Annotated in this window: 23 protein-coding genes and 1 pseudogene; 8 read left to right on the top strand and 16 right to left on the bottom strand. The window is 61.6% G+C overall.

Annotation, left to right across the window (positions count from 1 at the left end):
* Positions 1-8 precede the first annotated feature (8 nt).
* The 4 genes from VJR68_RS21550 to gyrA all read left to right on the top strand — a co-directional run bounded on the left by VJR68_RS21550 (position 9) and on the right by gyrA (position 5384).
* Complete coding sequence (locus tag VJR68_RS21550) at positions 9-1079, top strand: class III poly(R)-hydroxyalkanoic acid synthase subunit PhaC (protein WP_324150938.1); 1071 nt, start codon at positions 9-11, stop codon at positions 1077-1079.
* A 124-nt stretch (positions 1080-1203) separates the two neighbouring features.
* On the top strand, positions 1204-2223 hold the full coding sequence (gene mtnA / locus VJR68_RS21555; RefSeq protein ID WP_324150940.1) for an S-methyl-5-thioribose-1-phosphate isomerase: 1020 nt from the start codon (positions 1204-1206) through the stop codon (positions 2221-2223).
* The gene (locus VJR68_RS21560; protein WP_324150941.1) at positions 2220-2627 is read left to right on the top strand and encodes a GtrA family protein; all 408 of its coding nucleotides are present in this window, start codon (positions 2220-2222) and stop codon (positions 2625-2627) included. Before mtnA ends, VJR68_RS21560 begins: the two co-directional genes overlap by 4 nt.
* Before the next feature lie 141 nt (positions 2628-2768).
* Positions 2769-5384 carry a DNA gyrase subunit A gene (gyrA, locus tag VJR68_RS21565; RefSeq protein ID WP_324150943.1) on the top strand — a complete coding sequence of 872 codons (2616 nt, stop codon included), beginning with the start codon at positions 2769-2771 and terminating at the stop codon, positions 5382-5384.
* A gap of 80 nt (positions 5385-5464) precedes the next feature.
* On the opposite strand, the gene VJR68_RS21570 is transcribed toward gyrA, so the two are convergent.
* Entirely contained in the window at positions 5465-5773 is a 309-nt protein-coding gene (locus VJR68_RS21570; RefSeq protein ID WP_324150945.1) for a hypothetical protein, read from the bottom strand.
* A gap of 157 nt (positions 5774-5930) precedes the next feature.
* On the bottom strand, positions 5931-6455 hold the full coding sequence (locus VJR68_RS21575) for a peroxiredoxin (protein ID WP_324150947.1): 525 nt from the start codon (positions 6453-6455) through the stop codon (positions 5931-5933).
* Positions 6456-6559: 104 nt separating this feature from the next.
* On the opposite strand from VJR68_RS21575, the gene VJR68_RS21580 reads away from it, so the two are divergent.
* Positions 6560-7006, top strand: coding sequence for an Hsp20/alpha crystallin family protein (locus VJR68_RS21580; RefSeq protein WP_324150949.1), 447 nt, complete (start codon positions 6560-6562; stop codon positions 7004-7006).
* A gap of 137 nt (positions 7007-7143) precedes the next feature.
* Positions 7144-8043, top strand: coding sequence for a DnaJ C-terminal domain-containing protein (locus tag VJR68_RS21585; protein ID WP_324150951.1), 900 nt, complete (start codon positions 7144-7146; stop codon positions 8041-8043).
* 151 nt (positions 8044-8194) lie between these two features.
* Here the strand turns inward: VJR68_RS21585 and pilH are convergent, their stop codons facing one another.
* From pilH to VJR68_RS21625, 8 genes are all read right to left on the bottom strand, one after another.
* The gene (gene pilH, locus VJR68_RS21590; RefSeq protein ID WP_324150953.1) at positions 8195-8560 is read right to left on the bottom strand and encodes a twitching motility response regulator PilH; all 366 of its coding nucleotides are present in this window, start codon (positions 8558-8560) and stop codon (positions 8195-8197) included.
* Positions 8561-8630: 70 nt separating this feature from the next.
* Positions 8631-9626 (bottom strand): YhdH/YhfP family quinone oxidoreductase, encoded by a 996-nt coding sequence (locus VJR68_RS21595; RefSeq protein WP_324150954.1) that lies wholly within the window; start codon positions 9624-9626, stop codon positions 8631-8633.
* Between the two features lie 10 nt (positions 9627-9636).
* The gene (locus VJR68_RS21600) at positions 9637-10233 is read right to left on the bottom strand and encodes a TIGR00730 family Rossman fold protein (protein ID WP_324150956.1); all 597 of its coding nucleotides are present in this window, start codon (positions 10231-10233) and stop codon (positions 9637-9639) included.
* A 161-nt stretch (positions 10234-10394) separates the two neighbouring features.
* A complete protein-coding gene (lpdA, locus tag VJR68_RS21605) occupies positions 10395-11819 on the bottom strand; it encodes a dihydrolipoyl dehydrogenase (RefSeq protein WP_324150957.1) in 1425 nt (474 codons plus the stop codon).
* Between the two features lie 107 nt (positions 11820-11926).
* Complete coding sequence (odhB, locus tag VJR68_RS21610) at positions 11927-13126, bottom strand: 2-oxoglutarate dehydrogenase complex dihydrolipoyllysine-residue succinyltransferase (RefSeq protein WP_324150959.1); 1200 nt, start codon at positions 13124-13126, stop codon at positions 11927-11929.
* Positions 13127-13147: 21 nt separating this feature from the next.
* A complete protein-coding gene (locus VJR68_RS21615; RefSeq protein ID WP_324150961.1) occupies positions 13148-15991 on the bottom strand; it encodes a 2-oxoglutarate dehydrogenase E1 component in 2844 nt (947 codons plus the stop codon).
* A 252-nt stretch (positions 15992-16243) separates the two neighbouring features.
* On the bottom strand, positions 16244-16756 hold the full coding sequence (locus VJR68_RS21620) for a hypothetical protein (RefSeq protein WP_324150963.1): 513 nt from the start codon (positions 16754-16756) through the stop codon (positions 16244-16246).
* Positions 16753-17964: a cupin domain-containing protein gene (locus VJR68_RS21625; protein ID WP_324150965.1), complete on the bottom strand. Its 1212-nt coding sequence runs from the start codon at positions 17962-17964 to the stop codon at positions 16753-16755. Before VJR68_RS21625 ends, VJR68_RS21620 begins: the two co-directional genes overlap by 4 nt.
* 87 nt (positions 17965-18051) lie before the next feature.
* Between VJR68_RS21625 and VJR68_RS21630 the strand changes: the two genes are divergently transcribed.
* Positions 18052-18660: a hypothetical protein gene (locus VJR68_RS21630; protein WP_324150966.1), complete on the top strand. Its 609-nt coding sequence runs from the start codon at positions 18052-18054 to the stop codon at positions 18658-18660.
* A gap of 15 nt (positions 18661-18675) precedes the next feature.
* On the opposite strand, the gene VJR68_RS21635 is transcribed toward VJR68_RS21630, so the two are convergent.
* Complete coding sequence (locus VJR68_RS21635) at positions 18676-19428, bottom strand: sulfite exporter TauE/SafE family protein (protein WP_324150967.1); 753 nt, start codon at positions 19426-19428, stop codon at positions 18676-18678.
* Between the two features lie 66 nt (positions 19429-19494).
* Positions 19495-20862 carry an adenylosuccinate lyase gene (gene purB, locus VJR68_RS21640; protein ID WP_324150968.1) on the bottom strand — a complete coding sequence of 456 codons (1368 nt, stop codon included), beginning with the start codon at positions 20860-20862 and terminating at the stop codon, positions 19495-19497.
* Between the two features lie 105 nt (positions 20863-20967).
* On the opposite strand from purB, the gene VJR68_RS21645 reads away from it, so the two are divergent.
* Entirely contained in the window at positions 20968-22365 is a 1398-nt protein-coding gene (locus VJR68_RS21645) for a class II fumarate hydratase (protein WP_324150970.1), read from the top strand.
* Positions 22366-22493: 128 nt separating this feature from the next.
* Here VJR68_RS21645 and VJR68_RS21650 read toward each other — a convergent pair whose 3' ends face one another.
* The 4 genes and pseudogenes from VJR68_RS21650 to VJR68_RS21665 all read right to left on the bottom strand — a co-directional run.
* A complete protein-coding gene (locus tag VJR68_RS21650) occupies positions 22494-23006 on the bottom strand; it encodes a hypothetical protein (RefSeq protein WP_324150971.1) in 513 nt (170 codons plus the stop codon).
* A 162-nt stretch (positions 23007-23168) separates the two neighbouring features.
* On the bottom strand, positions 23169-23684 hold the full coding sequence (locus VJR68_RS21655) for a hypothetical protein (RefSeq protein ID WP_324150973.1): 516 nt from the start codon (positions 23682-23684) through the stop codon (positions 23169-23171).
* A gap of 49 nt (positions 23685-23733) precedes the next feature.
* Positions 23734-24711 carry a hypothetical protein gene (locus VJR68_RS21660; protein WP_324150974.1) on the bottom strand — a complete coding sequence of 326 codons (978 nt, stop codon included), beginning with the start codon at positions 24709-24711 and terminating at the stop codon, positions 23734-23736.
* Positions 24708-24987, bottom strand: a pseudogene (locus tag VJR68_RS21665) (ABC transporter ATP-binding protein); the annotation flags it as partial. The pseudogene VJR68_RS21665 and the gene VJR68_RS21660, both read right to left, overlap by 4 nt.

Consider the following 24987-nt stretch of genomic DNA (forward strand, 5'->3'; position numbering starts at 1 on the left):
GAACCAGCATGCAGAATCCTTTCCCTATCGATCCGCAGCAAGCTTTCAACGAAATCGCCGTCTTCCAGCGCAAGCTTGCCGCCGGACTGCAGAACCTGCGTGGCCTGGGCGAACAGGACTACGCCAACACACCGCGCGAAGCGGTGTATCGCGAAGACAAGCTCACCGTCTGGCACATGCGGGGCAACCACAAACCCACTGCACGCGTGCCGGTCCTCGTCGTGTACGCGCTGGTCAACACGGTGTGGATGACGGATCTGCAGGAAGATCGCTCGCTGGTCCGCAATCTGCTGGAACAGGGCGAAGACGTCTATCTGATCGACTGGGGTTATCCGGACGGCGCGGACCGCTGGCTCACGCTGGATGACTACCTCAATGGCTATCTCGACCGTGCCGTCGATGCGATCTGCCAGCGCCACGGTCTGGATGCGATCAACCTGCTCGGCATCTGCCAGGGCGGCACATTCTCGCTGTGCTATACCGCCATGCACCCGGAGAAGGTCAAGAACCTGGTCACCATGGTGACGCCGGTGGATTTCCGCACGCCCGGCAACATGCTTTCGCATTGGGTGCAGGGCATGGATGTGGATTTGTTCGTCGATACGCTGGGCAACATCCCGGCGGAACTGATGAACTGGGTGTACCTGATGCTCAAGCCGCTGCGCTTGAATCAGCAGAAATACGTCAGCATGGTCGACATTCTCGACAATCCCGCAGAGCTGAAAAATTTCCTGCGCATGGAACGCTGGATCTTCGACTCGCCCGATCAGGCCGGCGAAGCGTTCCGTGAATTCATCAAGGCGTTCTTCCAGCAAAACAAGTTGATCAATGGCGATCTGCAGATCGGCAAGCAGCCGGTGGATCTGGGCATGGTGACCCAGCCGGTGCTCAACATCTACGCTACGCAGGATCACCTCGTGCCACCGGATGCCTCACGTGCGCTGCAACGTCACGTCGGCACGACCGATTACACCGAGCTGGCCTTCAAAGGTGGGCATATCGGCATCTACGTGTCCGGCCGCGCGCAGCGCGAAGTGGCGCCGTCGATTCATCAGTGGTTGCGCCAGCGCAGCGCGTAATGGGCAGGTTGGGGTGCAAACCCCAACATCGGAATGCCAGTGCGTATGGGATGTTGGGGTTCGCACCCCAACCTACGCGTTTGCTCGAAACGGTCAGCCGAATCATTGCTGCTAAACTACGGCGATGACTAATCTCGCATCCGCTCACGACACCATCCGCGCCGTGCAATGGCGTGGCGACCATCTCCGCCTGCTGGATCAGCGCTTGCTGCCCGCCGAGGAAAAATGGCTGGATTGCCGCGACTACACGGCTGTCATCCATGCCATCAAGGATCTGGCCGTGCGCGGCGCGCCGGCCATCGGCATTGCTGCTGCCTGGGGCGTGGTGCTTGCTGCGCAGCAGGGCGCGCCGATGGAACAGGCGTTGGCGGAACTTCGCGCAGCACGGCCTACCGCGGTCAACCTGATGTGGGCGCTTGATCGCATGAAGGCGCACATGACGGCAGGCGTCGATGCGGTCGCTCTGGAGCGCGAAGCGCAGCTCATCCAGGATGAAGATCTCGCCGCCAACCGTCATATGGGTGAATTGGGTGCGGCCCTGATCGCTCCAGGCTCCGGCGTGATGACTCACTGCAACACCGGTTCGCTGGCCACCTCCGGCTACGGCACGGCGTTGGGCGTGATTCGCGCGGGCGTCGCGGCTGGCCGCGTTAATCAGGTGTTTGCCGGCGAAACACGCCCCTGGCAGCAGGGTGCGCGGCTCACCATGTGGGAACTGGTGCGCGACGGTATTCCTGCCAAGTTGATCGCCGATTCCGCAGCGTCGCACCTGATGAAGTCCGGCGCGGTGAAATGGGTCATCGTCGGCGCCGATCGCATTGCCGCCAACGGTGATACCGCCAACAAGATCGGCACCTATCAGCTCGCCATCGCCGCGCGCCACCATGGTGTGAAGTTCATGGTGGTCGCACCTTCCTCCACCGTGGACATGGCGACGGCCTCGGGCGATGGCATCGATATCGAATTGCGTGATGCCGCGGAACTGCTCAGCGTTGCCGGCCGCCGCACGGTGGTCGACGGTGCGCAAGCCTGGAATCCGGTGTTCGACGTCACGCCCGCTTCGCTGATCGATGCCATCGTCACCGAGCGCGGTGTGATCGAACATCCCACCCTCGAACGCATGCGAGCTGTATTCGCCGCATGAGGCTGCGCCATGAAGTGATGTTGTTTGCGATCGGTGGAGCGATCGGCTTCGTCGTCGATGCCGGCATCGTGCAGACGCTGGTCACTTTCGCGCACTTCAATCCTTATGTCGGCCGAGTGATTTCTTTCCTGGTTGCCGCCACGGTGACGTGGTGGTGGAACCGTAGCCATACCTTTGCAGCGCGCCATAGCGGGCGTTCGCTGACGGGCGAATGGCTGCACTGGATGGCATTGATGAGCGGCGGCGCGGCAGTGAATTACGCTGCCTACGTCGCCTGTCTGATGGCATTTCCGAGCTGGCACAAGTGGCCCGTGTTCGCGGTCGGCGTGGGCTCGGTTTTCGCTGCCGTGGTCAATTTCGTGAGCGCCCGCATGCTGCTTTTTCGGCGCGCCAAAACTGGCTAGTAACCTATTGATTGAAAAGGCTAAATTTAAGCCTTTTCAGGTGCCGCTGTGGTACAATTCCCGCTTACCGCCTGACCCTCGCAGACACGCGCCCGGCGCGCCTGTCTCGGGGCTCTTATTTGCTACCAGGGAAGCCGATTGATGGCAGATCTCGCCAAAGAAGTCATCCGCGTCAATATCGAAGACGAAATGCGCCAAAGCTACCTCGATTACGCCATGAGCGTGATCGTGGGACGCGCCCTCCCGGATGTCCGCGATGGCCTGAAGCCCGTACATCGCCGCGTGTTGTTCGGCATGTATGAGGCCAACAATGTCTGGAACCGTCCTTACGTAAAGTGCGCCCGCATCGTCGGTGACGTGATGGGTAAATTCCATCCGCACGGGGACAGCTCCATCTACGACGCGCTCGTGCGCATGGCGCAGGATTTCTCGCTGCGTTATCCGCTGGTCGACGGGCAAGGCAATTTCGGTTCGATCGACGGCGATGCCGCCGCGGCGATGCGTTACACCGAATGCCGCATGGAGCGCCTGTCTTCCGAACTGCTGGCCGATATCGACAAGGAAACCGTCGACTTCGTACCGAACTACGACGAGAAGGAACTCGAACCCTCCGTTCTGCCCACGCGCGTTCCCAACCTGCTGATCAACGGCTCGGCCGGTATCGCGGTGGGCATGGCGACCAACGTGCCGCCGCACAATCTCAGCGAAGTGATCGCGGCAACCATCGCGCTGATCGACGATTCGTCGCTCTCGATCGACGACCTGATGCAGCACGTGCAGGGGCCGGATTTTCCCACTGCCGGCATCATCAATGGTGCAGCGGGCATCGTCGAAGCCTACCGCACCGGTCGCGGCCGCATTCTGGTGCGTGCGCGTACCGAGATCGAAACCGAATCCAACGGCCGCGAGACGATCATCGTCCACGAGCTGCCGTATCAGGTGAACAAGGCTCGCCTGATCGAGAAGATCGCCGAGCTGGTGAAAGAGAAGCGCCTCGAAGGCATCTCCGAACTGCGCGACGAATCCGACAAGGACGGCATGCGCATCGTCATCGAAATCCGTCGCGATTCAATGGCCGACGTGGTGCTCAACAACCTGTTCCAGCAAACGCAATTGCAGGTTACGTTCGGCATCAACATGGTGGCGCTGGTCGATGGCCAGCCGCGCACGCTCAACCTCAAGGAAATCCTCGAAGCGTTCATTCGCCATCGTCGCGAAGTGGTCACGCGTCGCACGATTTTCGAACTGCGCAAGGCACGTGCACGCGCACACATTTTGGAAGGCCTGGCCGTCGCGCTCGCCAACATCGACGAGATGATCGAGCTGATCAAGACCTCCGCCTCGCCGCAGGAAGCGAAGGAACGCATGCTCGCGCGCAAGTGGCAGCCGGGCCTGGTGTCCGCGCTGATGGGCGCGGCAGGCGCGGAAGCTTCGCGGCCGGAAGATCTGGATCCGCGTGATGGCTTGAAGCCCGATGGTTACCAGCTTTCCGAAACGCAGGCGCAGGAAATCCTGGCCATGCGCCTGCACCGCCTCACCGGGTTGGAGCAGGAAAAGATCTCCGATGAATACCGGGAAATCCTCGAAACCATTCGCGGTCTCATCCTGATCCTGGAAGATCCCGTGCGCCTGCTCGCCGTGATCCGCGACGAATTGGAAGTGATCAAGACCGAATACGGCGACGCGCGCCGTACCGAAATCCAGCCTTCGCAGGAAGACCTCAACGTTCTCGACCTGATCGCGCCGGAAGACGTCGTAGTCACGCTGTCGCACGCCGGGTACGTCAAGCGTCAGCCGATCAGCATCTATCGCGCGCAGCGCCGCGGCGGCAAGGGTCGCTCGGCGTCAGCCTTGAAAGAAGAAGATTTCGTCGAGCAGTTGTGGGTGGTGAACACGCACGACACGTTGCTCACGTTCACCAGCACCGGCCGTGTCTATTGGGTCAAGGTGTACCAGATGCCGGACGCCGGCCCGAACGCGCGCGGCAAACCGATGGTGAACCTGTTGCCGCTGGCCGAAGGCGAGAAGGTGCAAGCCGTATTGCCGGTGCATGAGTACAGCGCCGATCGCTACGTATTCTTCGCGACTTCGCAAGGCACGGTGAAGAAAACACCGCTTACCGAATTCGAATATCAGCTGCAGAAGGGCAAGATCGCCATCAACCTGGATGACGGCGACGCGCTGGTCGGCGTGGTGCTCACCGACGGCAACAGTGATGTGTTGTTGTTCGCCTCGAACGGCAAGGTCGTGCGCTTCGACGAAAGCGAAGTGCGTCCGATGGGCCGTACCGCCACCGGCGTGCGCGGCATGAAGCTTACCGATGAGGCGAAGGTCGTCTCGCTGGTGGTGGCGCAGGAAGGTGACATTCTCACCGCCACCGAACGCGGCTACGGCAAGCGCACTGAGCTTGGCGAATTCCCGAAGAAGGGCCGCGGCACGCAAGGTGTGATCGGCATCCAGTGTTCCGAGCGCAATGGCGCGCTGGTCGCTGCCATCCAGGTGGGCGACACGCATGAGCTGATCCTGATTTCCAACCAGGGCACGCTGGTGCGCACGCGCGCAATGGAGGTGTCGCAGCTTGGCCGCAACACCCAGGGCGTGACGCTTATTCGCCTGCCAGCGGAGGAAGCGTTGGTCAGCGTGGTGCGCGTGGATGCGGACGAAAGCAACGGAGATGACGCCGAAACAGCTGAAGGCGAAGCACCTACACCAGATGCACCGACGGATACGTCAGTCGATACACCGCCGAGCGAATAAATTCGGTACCACGAAAAAAGCCTCGGTTCCTTCCGAGGCTTTTTTCGTTTGGCACTCACTATGCCGACAGAGGCGCAATGTTATTGATAGTCCACGCTGACGAGCTTGGCGCCTGGTTTGGCGTACTGGGCGTAGTAGTCCAACAGATCGCTGGCTAAACGCGGTTGCGCTTCGGATATGAATTCAACGGTGGTCTTCGTTGACGGATCGGCCTGCGTGGGCATTGCCGCTGTCACCGGCACAACAGTGGGCTGCGTGATCGAGCCAGTAAAGGTGATAACGCCCCCGCTTCCGGATCTGGCCGCATGTGCCGGTGTTGAAGAAGCTTGTGTCGTCGATGACAAAAGACATGCCACCAGCAGTGGCATGCACACGTTGTGATATTTCACGAGGAATCTCCAGCACGCCCGGTAGACGTGTTGGCGCCTCCGTGCGCGTGCCGGCTGGGCATGGCCGAGTTACCGGGTCGACAATGACGCCCTGGCGTCTAATCTGTAGGAGATTTCTTTCAGTTGATGTGATCTAACGCTCGTAGTTTTGTAGGAATTACTGAGGGAGCGTTTCGAGCATCGCCTCGGCCGTCGTCACGCGCAGCTCGCCGGGCGATTCGATATGCAGCGATTTCACGACGCCGTTTTCTGCATACAGTGAAAAACGGCGTGAGCGCACGCCCATACCGTAAGCAGTGCCGTCCATCTCCAGCCCGAGTGCTCGAGTGAATGCGGCGTTGCCGTCAGCCAGCAGTTTGAGTCCGGCCGGCACGTGCTGGGACAGCGCCCAGGCTTTCATCACGTAGGCATCGTTCACCGCCAGGCAGTAGACGTCGACACCGTGCGTTTTGAACGCCTCGTAGTGCCTGACGTAGCCAGGCAGATGGCGTTCCGAGCATGTGGGCGTGAAGGCGCCAGGCACCCCGAACAGCACTACCTTGCGATCGGCAAAAAGCGGAGCCGTGGTGATGCGCTGGATGTCGGCGTCGCCGTCGATTACTGCGATCGGCATGTCTGGTAGAGCTTGCCCAGTTTGAATGGTCATAAGGGTATCCACTGAAGGCGTGACAACGTCCGGCATGGTATCGCCGGATCTGCCCGCCTGTCGCCTTGAAACGTCTCGGGAAGGAACCTATGTGGCTGACAAGCGGTGAACGCACCGCAACTATTTTGAGGAATACAGCTATGCATCCCAGCCGAAATACCTTCTGGAGCGCCAGCACGTTGCCGGCCGATTTCCGCCAGGCTTTTGAGCGTTTCTTCCAGAATGAAGAAAGCGACGGTTCCAGCGTGGTCACCAGCCAATGGGCGCCACGCGTGGACATCAAGGAAGAAGAGCAGCGCTTCGTGATCTTTGCCGACGTACCCGGCGTGGATCCGGCCAACATCGAAGTAAGCATGGAAAAGGGCATTCTCACCATCAAGGGTGAGCGCACGGTCGAGAAGCAGGAACAGAACGGTCGCTTCACCCGCGTGGAGCGCACGCACGGCAGCTTCCACCGCCGCTTTGCCTTGCCCGATAGCGCCGACGCCGACAGCATCAGCGCCACCGGCAGGCATGGCGTGCTGGAAATCGTGATTCCGAAGAAGGCGGAAAAAGCGCCGCGCCGCATTACCATCAACACGCAGTAAGCACGCATCGCTCCATGTTGCGTTGACGGCTCGCCGCGGACCATGATCCGCGGCGGGCCCTTTGTGTTGGGCCGAAGTGATGGGCAGACATGAGCATCGGGCAGTGCTGCTCGATCCATCCTGTTTGAGGAGTGGCAGTGGAATTCAAAGACTATTACGACGTACTGGGCGTGAAGCCCGATGCCAGCGAAGCCGATATCAAGGCGGCTTATCGCAAGCTTGCGCGCAAATACCATCCGGACAAGAACAAGGAAGCCGGCGCGGAAGAGAAATTCAAGGCGATCAACGAAGCCAATGAAGTGCTGCGCGATGGCGAAAAGCGTCGCGCCTACGATCAACTGCGCGCAGGCGGATACCGTCCGGGCGAGCAGTTCCGTCCCCCGCCGAACTGGGGCCAAGGGCAGGGATTTGATTTCGGCGATACCGGCGAGGGCGACTTCAGCGACTTCTTCGAAAGCCTGTTCGGTCGCGCCGGTGCGGGCGGGCGCCATGCGCCACGCGCGCGCCGTGGCCGCGATATCCGCGCCCAGGTGCAGATCGACCTGCAGACCGCTTTCAGTGGTGGTCGCACGCGCCTGAACCTGGATGACGGCAGCGGCCAGGAACGCGTGCTGGAAGTGAAGATTCCGGCCGGTATCCAGCCGGGCCAGGTAATCCGGCTCAGCGGCCAGGGGCACCCTGGTGGAGGCGGTGGTCCGAATGGCGACCTGATGCTGGAGGTGGGTATTCGCGATGACGCGCGCTTCAAGCTGGACGGCCGCAACGTGCTGCACGTGCTGCCGGTCAGCCCGTGGGAGGCTGCGCTGGGCGCGACGGTGCCGGTGCCGACCCTGGCGGGCACGGTGGACCTGCGCATCCCGGCCGGCACGCAATCGGGCCGCAAGCTGCGCCTGAAAGGGCGTGGCTTGCCGGGTCCGGCTCCGGGCGACCAGTTGGTGGAAGTGTCGATCAGGGTGCCGCTGGCAGAGAACGATGCGCAGCGGAAAGCCTATGAAACGCTGCAGGAGCAATTCGTGCATTACGACCCGCGGCAATGAACGTCGCTTGTGACCCAGAAACAGAAACGGCGCCGCGATGGCGCCGTTTTTCTTGTTGGAGCGATGCAGGTTGGGTTAGCGCAGCGTAACCCAACGATGTCGCTTCGAAGATGTTGGGTTACGCTGCGCTAACCCCACCTACGATTCGGCATCAGGCGGGTAGCAGTTCCTTCAACACCTTCACCAGTTCGTCTTCCTTGATCGGCTTGGTGACATAAGCCTTTGCGCCCTGGCGCATGCCCCACACCTTGTCGGTTTCCTGATCCTTGGTGGTGACCAGCACGATCGGAATATGCGCGGTTTCCGGATCCTTGCTGATGGTGCGCGTGGCCTGGAATCCATTGAGGTTCGGCATCACCACGTCCATCAGGATAAGTGCAGGCTTTTCCTGCTTCGCCACCGCCACACCCGCAGCACCGTCTTCGGCGGTCAGCGTTTCATGGCCGAGCTTCTCGACGATGCGCTTGATACCGAGGAGCTGCGACGGCGAATCGTCGACGATCAGAATGCGTGCCATAAGGTGGGAATCCCCTAGTCGTTTCGTCAATTCTATGTCGCCGTGGCGACGCTTCCAAGCATGATGCGTGCTAAACGTGATCCATGCGCACTATCGTACGGCCGAAGGATTCGCCTGCCAGCATATGCTCGAAGACTTCCGGAAGCTGCTCCAAGGTAATTTCTCGGGTAGCGATGCGGTCAAGGTGGCGCGGCTTCCAGTCGCTGGCCAGATGGTGCCATACCCGCCCGCGAATATCCCGGGCCGTGCCGGCCGAGGCAATCCCCAGCAGACTGACGCCGCGAATGATGAACGGCATCACCGTGCTTTCCAGCCCGATGCCGCCGGCGTTGCCGCAGATGGCAACGTTGCCGTAAGGCGCGATCAACGGCAGCAGGCCCGCAAGCATGGGGCCGCCGACGTTATCCAGCGCACCACCAAAGCGCGCCGAATCCATTGGCTTGCCGCTGAAAGCCAGTTGATGGCGATCGATACATTCGACGGCGCCAAGACCGCGCAGGAAATCGAAATGCGCCACCTTGCCGCTGATGGCATGCACGTCGTATCCGGCGCGCGTGAAGATATCGATCGCCAGCATGCCCACGCCACCGCTGGCGCCGCTGACGGCGATAGGGCCGAGCGCAGGTGTTTGGCCGTTGTCCTGCATACGCAGCAGCGCCAGCGCAGCCGTAAAGCCGGCTGTTCCTAGAATCATGCTTTCGCGCAAGCTCAGTTCATTCGGCAATGGAATCGCCCATTGCGAGGGCAGGCGGATGTAATGGCCATAACCACCGTCGCGCGTTTCGGAAAGGCTGCTGCCGGTGCACAACACCTTGTCGCCCTCCTTGAACAGTGCATCGGTGGAAGCGACCACCACCCCCGCTGCATCAATGCCACCGTTGAGCGGGTATTGGCGAAGAATCTTGCCTTTGCCGGTGCCGGCCAGCGCATCTTTGTAGTTCACCGACGAGTAGGCCACTTTCACCAGCACTTCGCCTGGACTCAATGCATCGGCGTGCATGGTTTCGATGCCACCGCGATAACCATGGGCATCGTTGTGAATGCGGAAGGCTTGGAATGTCGTCATGGCGTACGCCTTATGCCCGGATGCTGGAAGCGTCGACGCCAAGTGGTGCAGCACCGACGTGATACTTATCCATCCAATCGAACAACGCGTTGATGGACTCGCCGAACCACACGCTGTCGCGCCGCCCTGGCGCCACGAAGCCTTCGGCGACCATGTGATTCATCATGCTGCGCAAATGCCCGTAGTAGCCGTGCGTGTCCAGGAACGCGCACGGATAGCGATGCAAACCGAGTTGCGCCCACGTAAGCATTTCGAACATCTCATCCATGGTGCCGAAGCCACCGGGCAGGGCGACGAACGCATCGGAGATTTCGTACATGCGCGTCTTGCGCTGATGCATGGTGTCGACCACCACCAATTCGGTGAGCCCCGCATGCGCCACCTCGCGATCGACCAGCTGGCGCGGAATCACGCCGATCACCTTGCCGCCGCCAGCCAGCGCCGCATTGGCAACCGTGCCCATCAAACCGACCTTGCCGCCACCGTACACCAGGGCGATGCCACGGCGTGCCAGTTCCAGGCCGAAGGCATGGGCGGTGTCGGTGTAGATGGGATGGTTGCCGCTTTGGGAGCCGCAGTAGACGCAGAGGGCGGTGGGTTGGGGCATAGGATTGATGGGCTCGCTTTTTAAGCTCGTCATTGACCCGCTTCGTTGTTGTGAAGCGTCTCGGCGAAAGTCGGAATGACGGCGATGAAGATTCTGGAGAGTTCAAACAAAACGACCCGCTCATGTCGCCACGAGCGGGTCGTTGATCATGACACGGGGCCTCAGTTGCCCTTGTGAATCGCGCGCTTGTCCACGGACAGCGCCGCTTCGTGCACGGCTTCCGACAGCGTCGGGTGGGCGTGAACGATGCGGGCCAGGTCTTCGGCGGAGCCCTTGAACTCCATCGCGACCACGGCTTCGGCGATCAGCTCGGACACGCCCGGGCCGACCATGTGCACGCCCAGCAGGCGGTCGGTCTCGGCATGGGCGAGCACCTTCACCTGGCCGATGGCTTCGTTCATCGCCACGGCGCGGCCGATGGCGGCGAACGGGAAGGTGCCGACCTTGTACGGAATGCCCAGCTCCTTCAGTTCCTTCTCGGTCTTGCCGGCCCAGGCGATTTCCGGCTCGGTGTAGATCACCCACGGCACGGTGTCGAGATTGATGTGGCCGGCCTTGCCGGCGATCCACTCGGCCACCGCCACGCCTTCCTCGGAGCCTTTGTGCGCGAGCATCGGGCCGCGTACGGCGTCGCCGATCGCCCACACGCCGTCCACGCCGGTGTGGTTGTGTTCGTCGACCACGATGCGGCCACGCTCGTCCAGTTTCACGCCGGTGTCGTCGGCCAGCAGGCCTTCGGTGTAAGCGCGGCGGCCGACGGCCACCAGCAGCTTGTCGACGGTGAGTTCGTGCGCGCCGTCCTTGTCTTCATAGGTGAGCGCGACTTCATTCTTCTTCACCTCGGCCTTGGTCAGCTTGGCGCCGAGCTTGATGGTGAGACCCTGTTTCTCGAATTCCTTCTTGGCGATCTTGGCCACGTCCTGGTCGGCGACGGCGAGGAAGTCCGGCAGCGCTTCGAGGATAGTGACTTGTGCACCGAGGCGATTCCACACGCTGCCCAGTTCCAGACCGATCACGCCAGCGCCGATCACGCCCAGGCGCTTGGGCACTTCGGTGATGTCGAGTGCGCCGGCGTTGTCGATGATGTTCTTGCCATCGAACTTGGCGAACGGCAACTCGATCGGCACGGAGCCGGAAGCGAGGATGACGTTGGTGGCACTGATCGTTTGCTTGCTGCCGTCGTTGCCGGTGATCTCGACGTTATTGCCTTTCAGCAACTTGCCCTTGCCGAAGAACGGCGTGACCTTGTTGGCCTTGAACAACTGGCCGATGCCGCCGGTGAACTGCTTGACGATCTTGTCCTTGCGGCCGATGAAGGTGGCCATGTCCACCTTGGCGTTCTCGACACTGATGCCGTGTGCCGGCAGGTTGTGCGCCAGGTTGAAGTACTGCTTGGACGAATCGAGCAGCGCCTTGGACGGAATGCAGCCCACGTTGAGGCAGGTGCCGCCCAGCGCTTGCTTGCCGTCTTTGCCGACGAAAGCATCCACGCAAGCGGTCTTGAGGCCAAGCTGCGCAGCGCGGATGGCAGCCACATAACCGGCAGGGCCGGCACCGATGACGATGACGTCGAATTTGTCGCTCATGGTTCGAGTTTCCTAGGGAGCGGAATCGTGCCGTATATGGCGGCGCGTGAGGGATTTCGAAAGAGGGCGGCCAGGGCTGCGATGAGCGCGCCCTGGCCGGTGGGCAATTACATGCCGAGCAGCATGCGCTGCGGGTTCTCGAGCTGGTTCTTGATGTCGACCAGGAACAGCACTGCGTCCTTGCCGTCGATGATGCGGTGATCGTAGGAGATCGCCAGATACATCATCGGCGCGGCGATCACCTGGCCGTTCTCGACGATCGCACGCTCCTTGATGGTGTGCATGCCCAGGATCGCGCTCTGCGGCGGGTTGACGATCGGCGTCGACAGCAGCGAACCAAAGGTGCCGCCGTTGGTGATGGTGAACGTGCCGCCTTGCAGATCATCCAGGCCGAGCTTGCCTTCGCGCGCTTTCTTGGCGTAGTTGGCGATGCCCTTCTCGACATCGGCGAAGCTCATGTTCTGCGTGTCGCGCAGCACGGGCGTCACCAGGCCCTTGTCGGTGGCCACGGCGATGGAGATGTCCTGGTAGCCGTGATAAATGATGTCGTTGCCGTCGACCGAGGCGTTGATGATCGGATGACGCTTCAGCGCTTCGGCCGCAGCCTTCACGAAGAAGCTCATGAAGCCTAGCTTCACGCCGTTGGCCTTTTCGAACTGCTCGCCCAGCGTCTTGCGCATCTTGGTGACTTCGGCGAGGTTCACTTCGTTGAAGGAGGTGAGCATCGCGATCGAGTTCTTCGACTGCATCAAGCGCTCGGCGATGCGTGCGCGGATGCGTGTCATCGGCACGCGTTCTTCTGGACGGGAACCCGGCGTCGGAGCAACCGACGGTGCGGCAGCGGCGGGAGCGCCACCCTTGCCGTAGTTCACCAGGTCTTCCTTGGTGACGCGGCCATCGCGGCCGGTGCCGGCGACCTTGGAGACGTCGATCTTCTCTTCGGTGGCGACGCGCAGGCCGGCGGGGGAGAGATTTTCCGCACCCTTGGCGGCGGCTTGCGGCGCTGCGGCGGCAGGTGCCGGAGCAGGTGCGGCAGCGGCCGGCGCGGGAGCCGATGCAGCCGCCACGGCGCCTTCTTCGATCACCGCGATCACCTGCTGGCTGGTCACCGTGTCGCCCTCTTGGAACTTCAGTTCCTTGAGTACGCCATCAACCGGTGCCGGCACTTCCAGCACGACCTTGTCGGTTTCCAGATCGACCAGGTTTTCATCGCGCTTCACGGCATCGCCGGCTTTCTTGTGCCAGGTGGCGATGGTGGCGTCGGAAACGGACTCGGGCAGAACGGGTACTTTGACTTCGGTGGACATGATGTAGGGAATCCTGGGTAGTTATTCTGCTGAGTGATCGGAACCGACCGGTGCGACCAGCGCCTGCTCGACCAGCGAGGCCTGTTCGGCGACGTGATCGTTGAGGTGACCGGCGGCGGGCGCGGGCGAGCGCGCACGACCCGCGTAGGAAAGGCTTTGCTTGGTGCCCACGCAGGCCTGCAGGTGATGGCGGATCTGGAACCAGGCGCCCTGGTTCATCGGCTCTTCCTGGCACCACACCACTTCCTTGGCGGAAGGGTATTTCTCCAGTTCGGCCACGACTTCCGGGCGCGGGAACGGATAGAGCTGCTCCACGCGCACGATCGCCACGTCGGTGACACCGCGCTTCTCGGCATCTTCCAGCAGGTCGTAGTAGACCTTGCCGGCGCACAGCACCACGCGCTTGACCTTCTTGGCCGGCAGATCGCGATGCTCGCCGATCACCAGCTGAAAGCTGCCATTGGCCAGTTCGTCCAGCGTCGACACGGCCAGCTTGTGGCGCAGCAGCGACTTGGGCGTCATCACGATCAGCGGCTTGCGCGTGGGGCGCAGCATCTGGCGGCGGATCATGTGGAAATCCTGCGCCGGCGTGGTCGGTACGCACACTTGCATGTTGTCCAGCGCGCACAACTGCAGGAAGCGTTCCAGGCGCGCGGAGGAGTGCTCCGGACCCTGGCCTTCATAACCGTGCGGCAAGTACAGCGCCAGACCGCACAGACGATCCCACTTTGCTTCGCCGGAGCTGATGAACTGGTCGATCACCACCTGCGCGCCGTTGGCGAAATCGCCGAACTGCGCTTCCCAGATGTTGAGCGTGTGCGGATCGGTGGTGGCGTGACCGTATTCGAAGGCCATCACGGCTTCCTCGCTAAGCAGCGAGTCGATCACTTCCACGTCCGCATCCGGACGCAGCGACGCCAGCGGCAGATAGGTGTGGCCATCCTTCTGGTCATGCAGCACCGCGTGACGATGGAAGAAGGTACCGCGGCCGGCATCCTGGCCAACCATGCGCAGGTTGTGGCCTTCGTCGATCAGCGTGGCGTAAGCGAGGTTTTCGGCAAAGCCCCAGTCGCCCGGCAATTCACCGGCGGCCATCTTGCGGCGGTCGTCGTAGATCTTGCTGACGCGTGCGTGCAGGGTCAGATCCTGCGGCAAGGTGAGAATGCGGTTGGCCAATTCGACCAGCTTCGCCTTGTCGAGATTGGATTTGTAGGTGGTCGACAGTTTGCCGCCGATGAACTGGCTCCAATCCACTTCCACATCCTTGGTGAGCGACGGGTGCAGATCGGTCATCGCCGCGCCTGCTTCCAGGCGGTTGCGGTATTCCTCGGCGAGCCTCGAAGCATCGCCTTCAGCCAGCACACCTTCCTTCACCAGCTGCTGCGCATAGAGTTCGCGCGTGGTAGGGCGCTTGCGGATGATCTGGTACATCACCGGCTGGGTGGCGGCCGGTTCGTCCGCTTCGTTGTGCCCATGGCGGCGGTAGCACACCAGGTCGATCATGACGTCCTTGCGGAACGTCTTGCGGAATTCATAGGCGAGGCGGGTGACCTGGATCACCGCTTCCGGATCGTCGCCGTTCACATGGAACACCGGGCTGTTGATCATCTTGATCACGTCGGTGCAGTACAGCGTGGAGCGTGCGTCCTGCGGGTTGGAGGTGGTGAAGCCCACCTGGTTGTTCACCGCGATGTGCAGCGTGCCGCCGATCTTGAAGCCGCGCGCCTGCGACATGTTGAACAGTTCCATGTTCACGCCCTGGCCGGCCAGCGCGGCGTCACCATGGATCAGCACGGCGAACGACTTGGTGCGCTCGGTATCCTTGCGGCGCACCTGGCGCGCGTGCACGGAACCGGCCACTACCGGGTTGACGATTTCCAGATGCGACGGGTTGAACGCCAGCGCCACGTGCACGCCGCCCTTGGGCGTGCGCACGTCGGCGGAGAAGCCCATGTGGTACTTCACGTCGCCGGAGTGGGCAGGGTCGTCTTCGTGATGTTCGAAGATGCCTTCGAATTCGTTGAACAAGGTCTTCGGCGGCTTGCCGAGAATGTTCACCAGCACGTTCAAGCGGCCGCGATGGGCCATGCCAATGACCACGTCGCGGATGTTTTCGTCACCCGCGGCGCGCACGACGTCGTCGACCATCGGGATCAGGCTGTCGCCGCCTTCCAGCGAGAAGCGCTTCTGGCCGACGTACTTGGTGTGCAGGTAGCGCTCCAGGCCTTCCGCCCCGGTAAGGCTGCCGAGCAGACGCTGCTTGGCGGCCTTGTCCAGGCCGGCATGGCCGTTGGCCTGCTCCAGGCGCGAGTACAGCCAGTTGCGCTGCGCATGATCGGAGATGTGCATGAACTCCACGCCGATCGTGCTGGTGTACACACGCTTGAGGCGCGCGAACAGCTCGCGCAGCTTCATGCGCTGGCCGCCGCCGGCGAAGTTGCCGCAGTCGAATTCGGTATCGAGATCGGCATCGGACAGGCCGTGGAAGGGCAAGTCGAGGTCCGGTGCGTGGGTTTTGTGCGCCAGGCCCAGCGGATCGAGATCGGCAGCCAGGTGACCGCGCGAACGGTAAGCCGTCAGCAGGCGCAGCACGCCGGCCTGCTTGCGTGCATGCTCGTCGCTGACGGGGGCCGCCGCGGCGTAGCCGGGACGCTGCTTTTGTGCGGCCTCTATACGTGCAATGGCCGCGGTATGGGAGACGTCTCCCGACTCGCGGCCCTTGAAGGTCTGGAAGTAGGTATTCCATTCGGCTGATACCGATGCGGGATCGGCTAGCCAGGCGTCATACAACGATTCGACATAATCGGCGTTGCCGCCTGCGAGTTGCGAGGATTCGGAAAACTCGCGGATCAGGTTTGTGCTCACGTCACCACCGGCAGGGAAGGGAAGCCTCAGCGGACCCTCTTGTCGGAACCCGGGTTCGCTGGCGAAAAATCCTGTTAATTATAGCCTGCGGCTTCTGCACCGCGGCAAGCCGATGAACGGTGCTGTGGCGAGTTGCCTGATGCTGCCGCAGAGGGGGGCGAAGGTAGCGGGGACAAGATCTTAGGCGCTTCCGGTTGCCGTGCTGGGTGCGGAAGTCGAAGGCCCCACCTGCATGGGTGTTCAGCCCGCGGTTTACAAGCCCAATGCTTGGAGCTGCGTGGCTGGCATCGCACGCTGCCAGATTTGTTCGAACTGCAGCAACAGCGGCGCTTGTCCTGGGCCATCTTTCAGGGCGGCACGCCCCTCCGAGCGATCGGCATCGGGCAGGAACAAATAGCCGCTCGTATCGTTGAGCAACCAGCTGCTTGTCTCTGTCTCCGCGCTGGTGTCTTCCTCGGCCGGCGTGCGGATGCGCAGCACGCTGGGCATCCGGTGGGCCAGATCGATCAGGCGATGCCCGGCACGCAGCGCCGCGGCCGGATCGCCGAGCACGATGCGGATGTCAGCCCCGCGTCCGGCGATGGCAATGCGGCGAAGTTCGCCCAGTTCCTCAGGGCTGTTGAAGGCATCCGCGGGCAGCACGGGCAAATGGATCGCCAGCTTGTAGCGGGTGGCAGCCAGCAATGCCCGACGCATCGCCGCGATGGCCTCGGGGCCGCTCACTGCGCGGATACCGTCGTCCATCGAGGTGGGCGGTGTGTTCATGCGTCGCGTCCGCGCAATCGGCGAAGAATCAGGTGGCCATCGTTGATCAGAGCCAGCAACAGGGCGCAGTCCTCGCCGGACATATCAAAAGGTGGCGAAATCGTGCGCTGCTCACTTAGCTGCGTGGCCCAACGCGAGGATGCCGGATATGCATGCCCATTCGCGAACAGCGTGCAGCGTTTGCCGGCTTGCGCCCAGGCCATGCGCGACCAGGGATGGCGCAGCAGCGAAGCGCCGCCTTGCAGTTGCTTCATCAGCGCCGTTTCGCTTAACGGCTTGGCCGGCGCCAACGGCGTCTGGGCAGTGCGATAGCGCGTGATGAAGCGGCCGAACCAATCGAGCAGTGTGGCGTCATCCAGTGCTTGGGCAAGCGGCACGGCATCTCGCAGGCGTTGCAAGGCGGCCTTGTCGATTTCGCCCGCGCGCTTGACTGGCGCCAAGTCCGGATCGGCATAGCGCTGGTCTTCCGACAGATGCTCGGCGAGATAGTCGGCCAGATCGCCTACCAGCTCCGCTTGCGACGGAGCGCGCATGCCCACCGAGAAAGTCATGCAAGGACCGCCGAACGCCACGCCGTCATGTGGCACACCGGGAGGCAGATACAGCATGTCGCCCGGTTCGAGCAGCCATTCGTGCGTGGGGTCGAAGTGGACGAGTTGCTTCAGTTCGACGTCGCTGCGGAAATCCTTGGGCGCGTGCGGATCGGTGCTGATTGCCCAGTGCCGCTGCCCCAACCCTTGCAGGAGAAATACGTCGTATTGATCGACGTGCGCGCCGACGCCGCCGCCAGGTTCGGCGTAGGAGATCATCACGTCGTCCACGCGCCAGTTCGGCAGAAACGAAAAGTGATCGAGCAGGGCGGCCACGTCCATGTCCCACTTGTCCACGTCCTGCACCAACAATGTCCAGTTGGCATCGCCCGTCTTGGCGAAATCGCTTTCCTGCAGCGGGCCGGTCTTCACTTTCCAGCGTTGGCGATCTTCGTCGTGCTGGATCAGGCGCGACAGGGCACCTTCCTCGCAGGCCAGCCCGGCCAGGTCTTCCGGCGCGAGGGGCGGCTGGAAGTGAGGAAAAGCGTTGCGGATCAGCAATGGCCGTTTCTGCCAGTAGTCGCGGAGAAACTGCGCGGCCGTCATGCCCAGCGGCAACTTGGCCGAGCCGTGCACTTCGATGGGTAGTGATTTGCGGGAGGGATGTGCAAGCGTCATGGGGCGGCATTGTATGGAATCCGCCGATCGATAAGCGTAGGCTCCGGCAAACTGTCCGTCCGGGTAGCGCCGGAACAGGGGGAAGGCATGGCTGCGCTGAGATTGGCTGCACCGAAGTTCCTCGCGGTTCTGATCGGTGTCATATGGCTGTTGGGCATGGCCTTGCCGGCTGCCGCGGATCAAACCTCGCCTGACCCCACCGCGGTCATGGCCGGGACGCAGCACGATGGCTCGCATGATTTCGATTTCCTGATCGGCGACTGGAAAGCCCACGTCCGCCGTTTGCCGGATCGCCTGGTCGGTTCGCATGCCTGGGTGGAGTACGACGGCATTTCTAACCACCACAAGCTGCTCGATACCCATGCCAACTTCGAGCAATTCGAAGTCACCAGCACGGACAAGAAGCAGCACATCAAGGCGCAGACGTTGCGCATGTACAACCCATCCACGCATCAGTGGATCATTTACGGTCTGGATCTGGATAACGGGGAGCTTGATCCCGCCGCGCCCGTGATTGGTGATTTCCACGGCAATCGCGGCGAATTCTACAACCGCATTACCTGGAACGGCCGCGTGGTGCTGGTGCGCTGGATGTGGCTCAACATTTCGCCGCATGCGGCGCGGATGGAGCAGTCGTTCTCGCCAGACGGCGGCAGGAACTGGGAAGTGAATTGGATTTGCGAGCTGTCGCGGTAGCTGGCTATAACCAACCTACGATCGCATCAGGTGATAGCAGTTGTAGATGCCCAGCGCGAGCACGGTGAGTCCGGCCATCAGCGTGGTCACGCGTGGTGGCAGCCGACGTACCAGCCAGGCACCAAACGGTGCCGCAATCACGCCACCCAGAATCAACCCGATCACCACGTGCAATTTGCTTTCGCCGATGGTGAGCAGAAAGGTGATGCTGGCCGCCAGGCTGACTACGCATTTGGCCAGGTGCACGCTGCCGATCACCATGCGCGGTTCCTGTCCGCGGGCGACCATCGTGGTGACGGTAAGGGCACTCCATCCACCGCCGCCCGCCGCGTCCAGCACACCGGCCACAAAACCCAGCACGCCGGTGCCGCGCGGCACATCTTGCCGCCGATCCTTGCGCTTGGTGGTGCGAAACAACAGGAACAAACCCATGGCGAGCAGGTAGGGCGTGAGGAAATACCGAATCCAGATCGGCGGCATATGCGCCAGCGCGGTGGCGCCGATCACGGCGCCGATCACGCCCGGAATGGCCAGCAACAGAAATAGCCGCCGTTGCACATTGCCAGCCCACCAGTGGCTGAGTCCGGACGCGCCACACGTGAAGGTTTCGGCGTAGTGCACGCTGGCGCTGGCCATCGCGGGCGGCAATCCGATGCCCAACAGCAAACCCGCCGAGGTCACGCCGTACGCCATGCCCAATGCGCCGTCCACCAGCTGAGCCAGTGCACCGATGCCGGTGAAGATCAGTAATTCGGAAAGGGGCGCCATGATGCTCGTGCAAACCGGGCAGAGTGCATCATGACAAATGCACTCGTGATTGTCCGGTCTGGTGGTTTAGATGGCTTTCGCCAGATCGTTGGCGAGTCCGATGTAGGTGCCGGGCGTAAGCTCAAGCAGGCGTTGCTTGGCGTCCTCGGGTAATGCCAGGCCGTCGATGAACTGGCGCATGGAATCGCGGGTGATGCCCTGGCCGCGGGTCAGCGCCTTCAACTGCTCGTAAGGTTCGGGCAAACCATAGCGGCGCATCACCGTCTGCACGGCTTCGGCCAGCACCTCCCAGCTTGCGTCCAGATCGGCGGCAAGGCGATCGGCGTTCACGTTGAGCTTGCCAAGACCTTTCTGCAAGGATTCCAGCGCAACCAGCGTATGGCCGAACGCCGTACCCAGCGCACGCAGCACGGTCGAATCGGTAAGGTCGCGCTGCCAGCGGCTGATTGGCAGCTTCTCGGCGAAATGGCCGAGCAGGGCGTTGGCCAGGCCGAAGTTGCCTTCCGCGTTCTCGAAGTCGATCGGGTTGACCTTGTGCGGCATGGTGGACGAACCCACTTCGCCCGCCTTCAACGCCTGTTTGAAATAGCCAAGCGATACGTAGCCCCACACGTCGCGCGCCAGGTCGATCAGGATGATGTTGACCCTGCGCACGACGTCGCAATACTCGGCCACGCCGTCGTGCGGTTCGATCTGCGTGGTGTACGGGTTGTAGTCCAGCCCCAAACCGGTCACGAAACGCTGCGAGAAAGTGCGCCAATCCACTTCCGGATAGGTGATGGCGTGCGCGTTGTAATTACCAACGGCGCCGTTGATCTTGCCGGGAATCTCCACATTCGCCAGCTGCTTGCGCTGGCGTTCCAGGCGCGCGACGACGTTCGCCAGTTCCTTGCCCAGCGTGCTGGGCGAAGCGGTCTGGCCATGCGTGCGCGAGAGCATCGGCAGCTGGGCGTTTGCATGCGCCAGTTCGCGCAGCTTGGCGATGATCTTGTCCAGCCACGGCAGCAGCACGTGCGTGCGTGCGTCGCGCAGCATCAGTGCATAGGAAAGGTTATTGATGTCTTCGCTGGTGCAGGCGAAATGCACGAATTCCTTCGCCTGGGCGAGCGCGGCATCGTTGCCGATGCGTTCCTTGATGAAGTACTCGATCGCCTTGACGTCATGATTGGTGGTGGCTTCGATGGTCTTGACGCGCGCGCCATCCTCAACGCTGAAATCGCTGGCGATCGCCTTCAGCTTGGCGACCTGCTCCGGCGTGAAAGCCGGAAGTTCGGCGATACCTTTTTCCGCGGCCAAGGCCAGCAGCCATTCGATTTCCACCTGCACGCGACGGTGCATCAGGCCAAATTCGCTGAAGATCGGGCGCAGCGCTTCGGTCTTGCTGGCGTAGCGGCCGTCCAGCGGAGAAAGGGCGGTGAGGGCGTGGGTGGACATCGAGGAAGCTTCCGGGAGGATCAGAACCCGGCATTTTACATTGCTCCGCAGCTAACGTTGACGGGCTTATAGTCGGCGCGGTCTCCCACCCGCATGAGGCGAACCATGGCCGACTTCCGTATCGAGCACGACAGCATGGGCGAGCTGAAGGTGCCCGCCAAGGCGCTGTATGGCGCGCAGACCCAGCGTGCGATCGATAACTTCCCCATATCCGGCCTGCATCTGCCGCGCGCCTTCATTCGCGCCCTGGGTCTGATCAAGGCCGCGGCGGCCGAGGCCAATCTCGCGCTTGGCCATCTGAAGAAAGGGCAGTCGGCAGCCATCCGCAAGGCGGCGCTCGCAGTTGCTGAGGGAGAGCACGACGATCAGTTCCCGATCGACATATTCCAGACCGGCTCCGGCACCAGCACCAATATGAATGCCAACGAGGTGATTGCGCATCTCGCCGCCAAGGCCGGCAACAAGGTGCACCCGAACGATCACGTCAATTACGGGCAAAGCTCCAACGATGTGATTCCTACCGCGATTCACGTGAGCGCCACGCTCACCACGCACGAGGCATTGCTGCCGGCACTGAAACATCTCAAACGCGCCATCGACCGCCGTGCCAGCGAGTTGCGCAACGTGCCGAAGACAGGGCGGACGCACTTGATGGATGCGATGCCAGTGACGTTCGGGCAGGAATTGTCGGGTTGGTCGGCACAGATCGAATCGGCTATCAAGCGTATCAACGACAGTTTGCATCGCATGCGCCAATTGCCGCTGGGTGGCACGGCAGTGGGTACCGGTATCAACGCCGATCCGAAATTCGGGCCGAACGTGGCGCGTGAACTGAAGAAACTCACTGATGTGCGTTTCGATTCGGCTGACAATTATTTCGAAGGCATGGCGGCGCAGGACGCCGCGGTGGAACTTTCCGGACAGCTGAAGGCGCTGGCCGTGGCGCTGATGAAAATTGCCAACGATCTGCGCTGGATGAATTCGGGGCCGCTTGCCGGCTTGGGCGAAATCGAACTGCCGGCGCTGCAGCCGGGTTCATCGATCATGCCCGGCAAGGTGAATCCGGTGATTCCGGAAGCCACCGCGATGGTCGCGGCGCAGGTGATCGGCAACGATGCGACCATCACGGTCGCTGGTCAATCCGGCAATTTCCAGCTCAACGTGATGCTGCCACTGATCGCCTACAACCTGCTGCAGTCGATCCACATTCTGGCGAACGTATCGCGCCTGCTGGCCGACAAGGCGATTGCGGGCTTCCGCGTGAACAGCGAGCGCGTGAACCAGGCGTTGGCGATGAATCCGATTCTGGTCACCGCATTGAATCCGGTGATCGGCTATGAAAAGGGTGCCGCGATTGCCAAGCAGGCCTACAAGGAAAAGCGCCCCATCATGGATGTGGCGCTGGAACAGTCAGGGCTTTCCAAAGACGAGTTGAAGAAGCTGCTCGATCCGCGTGCGTTGACCAAAGGCGGGATTCATGGCGGTGGAGGCGGTGGCGGCTGATGCCACGTAGGTTGGGGTGCGAACCCCAACATTTCGGCGTCACCTTGCATGGCGATGTTGGGGTTCGCACCCCAACCTACGGCTTTCGCCGGGACGAAGGGTTCAACGTTTCCTGGTGTTCTTGCTGCTCAGTCTTTGTCGCAATCAGAAAGGTGCTTGGTCGCAATCTTGGCGTACGGCTTGAACGCCGGCAGTTGCGCGCCAAGCTGGTCCTGTATGTCCGTGATGTTGGCCTGGTCCTGGCACATCTTGATGCCAAGCGTCTTCAGTCGCTGGCCGCCGGCTTCGGCGTCCTTGTCTTTTTCAGACTTCGATTTGCCGTCGAGTGAATCGTTGATGGCCTTCATGCCCATGCCCGCGCCGATCTTGCCCATGGCCAGGCCCGTTTGATGCACATCCGAGACGTTCTGGAAATAGAGCATCAGCAGGCCGTGTTGCGAAGGCGTGACGGTGACGGCCTTGTCGCCGATCACCAGCGCACCATTGGCGTCAATCTGCGCATCGGGCGTGCCATCGACGTGCAACGTAACGATATTGTCCTTGAGCGTGATGCCGCCGCTTGCCAACGTGGTATCGGGTGAGTCGCAGGCGCTGATGGCGACGCAAAGCGCCAATAGCGTTATCGTGCGTATGCAGTTCATGAGTCGTCCCCTTCGCGAGTCACAGGATCAGTGACGTAGATTGGGTTAGCGCAACGTAACCCAGCGATGTTGTTTTGAATACGGCGGTATACCGCGCGCCCCATGCGCGGCATCAATCGTTTTGGTCCTTCCTGCAGTCATCCACGTCACTGCTCCTGGTCATTAGTCGTTGTCCTTGATGCAATCTTCTGTACTGCGGGCACGGAAGATGCCCCCATACGGCCTGAAGGCGGGAACCTGCGCATTGAGCTGATCTTGAATCGCCTTGAGGTTGGTCTGGTCCTGGCACATCTTCACGGTGAGCTGATGTGCTTGCGCCGCTACGGCATCTTTGAGCTTTTGTTTTTCGTCCGCATCGGGTTTTGCAACGAAAGCGTTCTTGGCGGCAGTTATCCCGGCTTTCATGCCGTTGGCTTGCTCGCGAATATCCGCAGCGCCTTGGTAATAAAGCACCAGCAGACCGCGTTGCGCGGGAGCGAGCGATACGGCTTTGCCGTCGACGGCGAAATCACCGGCAGAGCCGATCGTTGCATCAGGCGCACCATCCGCATGCACGGTGAGTACGTTGCCATCCAGGGTGAGCTTGCCATTTGCGCCGCTGTAACTGAAATCAGGCATGTCGCAAGCGGCAAGACAGGTGATCAAGGCCAACAGCAAGAGTGTCCTTTGATGCTTCATCCTATATCCCCTTCAGATGATGAACGTGCGGACTTGATGACGCGGATTATCAGCTGTCGTCGCGCCAGCGGCGGAACCACACGGAACCAGCCAGCATGACAATACCTGCTGCTGCGCCGATCCAGATCCCCGGTGTGGCCAGTACCGCATAGGAATTGGCAAGAGTGAAGAAGTTGCCGATGTGGTCCGGATTGTCGCCCAGTTGTTGTGCGGCCGTGTCGTGCAGCCAACCACCCGGGAACACGCTGAACAGGATGCGGACCAGGATCTCGCGCCAATACCAGCCACTTCTGAAACCAGCCGATTGAAGCAGGTTGAACCAGCTGATGATCACGCCAAGCGCGACGGGGATGACCACGGCCCACAGGAACGGTTTGCTCTTGGCCCAGGACGAACACAGCATCAGCCAGCCGACCGCGGGCAGCGCCCACAGCAGATAGAGCGGAATGCTGCCGATCAGGAAACCGATCAGTTGGAACGGGTGCGACAGTGTCAGCAACCACCACACGCTCACGCCGTGCATGGAGAGGGTGAAGGCGAACATCAGCAGCATGATCAGGCCGGTGAGCAGTCCGCAGAGCATGGCGATGATCGGCGCGGCCAAGGTGGCGGCAATGACCTTCGAGACGACGGTGGACGTGTCGGACACCGGCAGCGATTTCCAGAACAGAAAGCTCCGGTCGCGACGGTCGTCATACAGGGTGCCCAGGCAGTAGAAGAACACCACAAAGCCGAAGACCACGCCGAGCAGCCCGCTGGTGGACAGCATGACGACATCCAGCGCATCCCCGACTTTCCGCATGCCATTGGCGTCGAGCGCATGCAGCTTCAGGGCTTCCAAGGTATGACCGTCAAGATCAATGGTGCCCATATGCATGCCGAACTTGCCGGTTACTTCCCCGGCGACGATGGCCATCAGGTTTAGTACCAGGAACACGGCGCTGGTAATCACCGGCGCCCAGAAGAAGCCGCCGCGATGCTCCCAGAATTCGCGCTTTACCAGCCAATAGATGTTTTTCGCATTCATGCGTAGGTCCCCTTCATGGTGGCGACGAACAGGTCGCTGACCGAAGGCCGGCGGATTTCGCCCAATGCTTTCAGTTGCGCCTGATCGATGCCGTCGAACAGGAAAATGCTCTTGCCGAACACCTGGCGCTCATCCAGCGGTTTGAGCTGGCGCGCGGCGGCCGCCATGTCCGCGCTTACCATCACTTCGGCAAAGCGTTCCCCCATGGCTTCCATATCAGTGTTCAGCACGATCCTGCCGTCGCGGATGAACATCAGGTCGGTGAGAATATGTTCG

This window comes from Dyella sp., assembly GCF_035277725.1.
In the GTDB taxonomy this organism is placed as follows: Bacteria; Pseudomonadota; Gammaproteobacteria; order Xanthomonadales; family Rhodanobacteraceae; genus Dyella_B.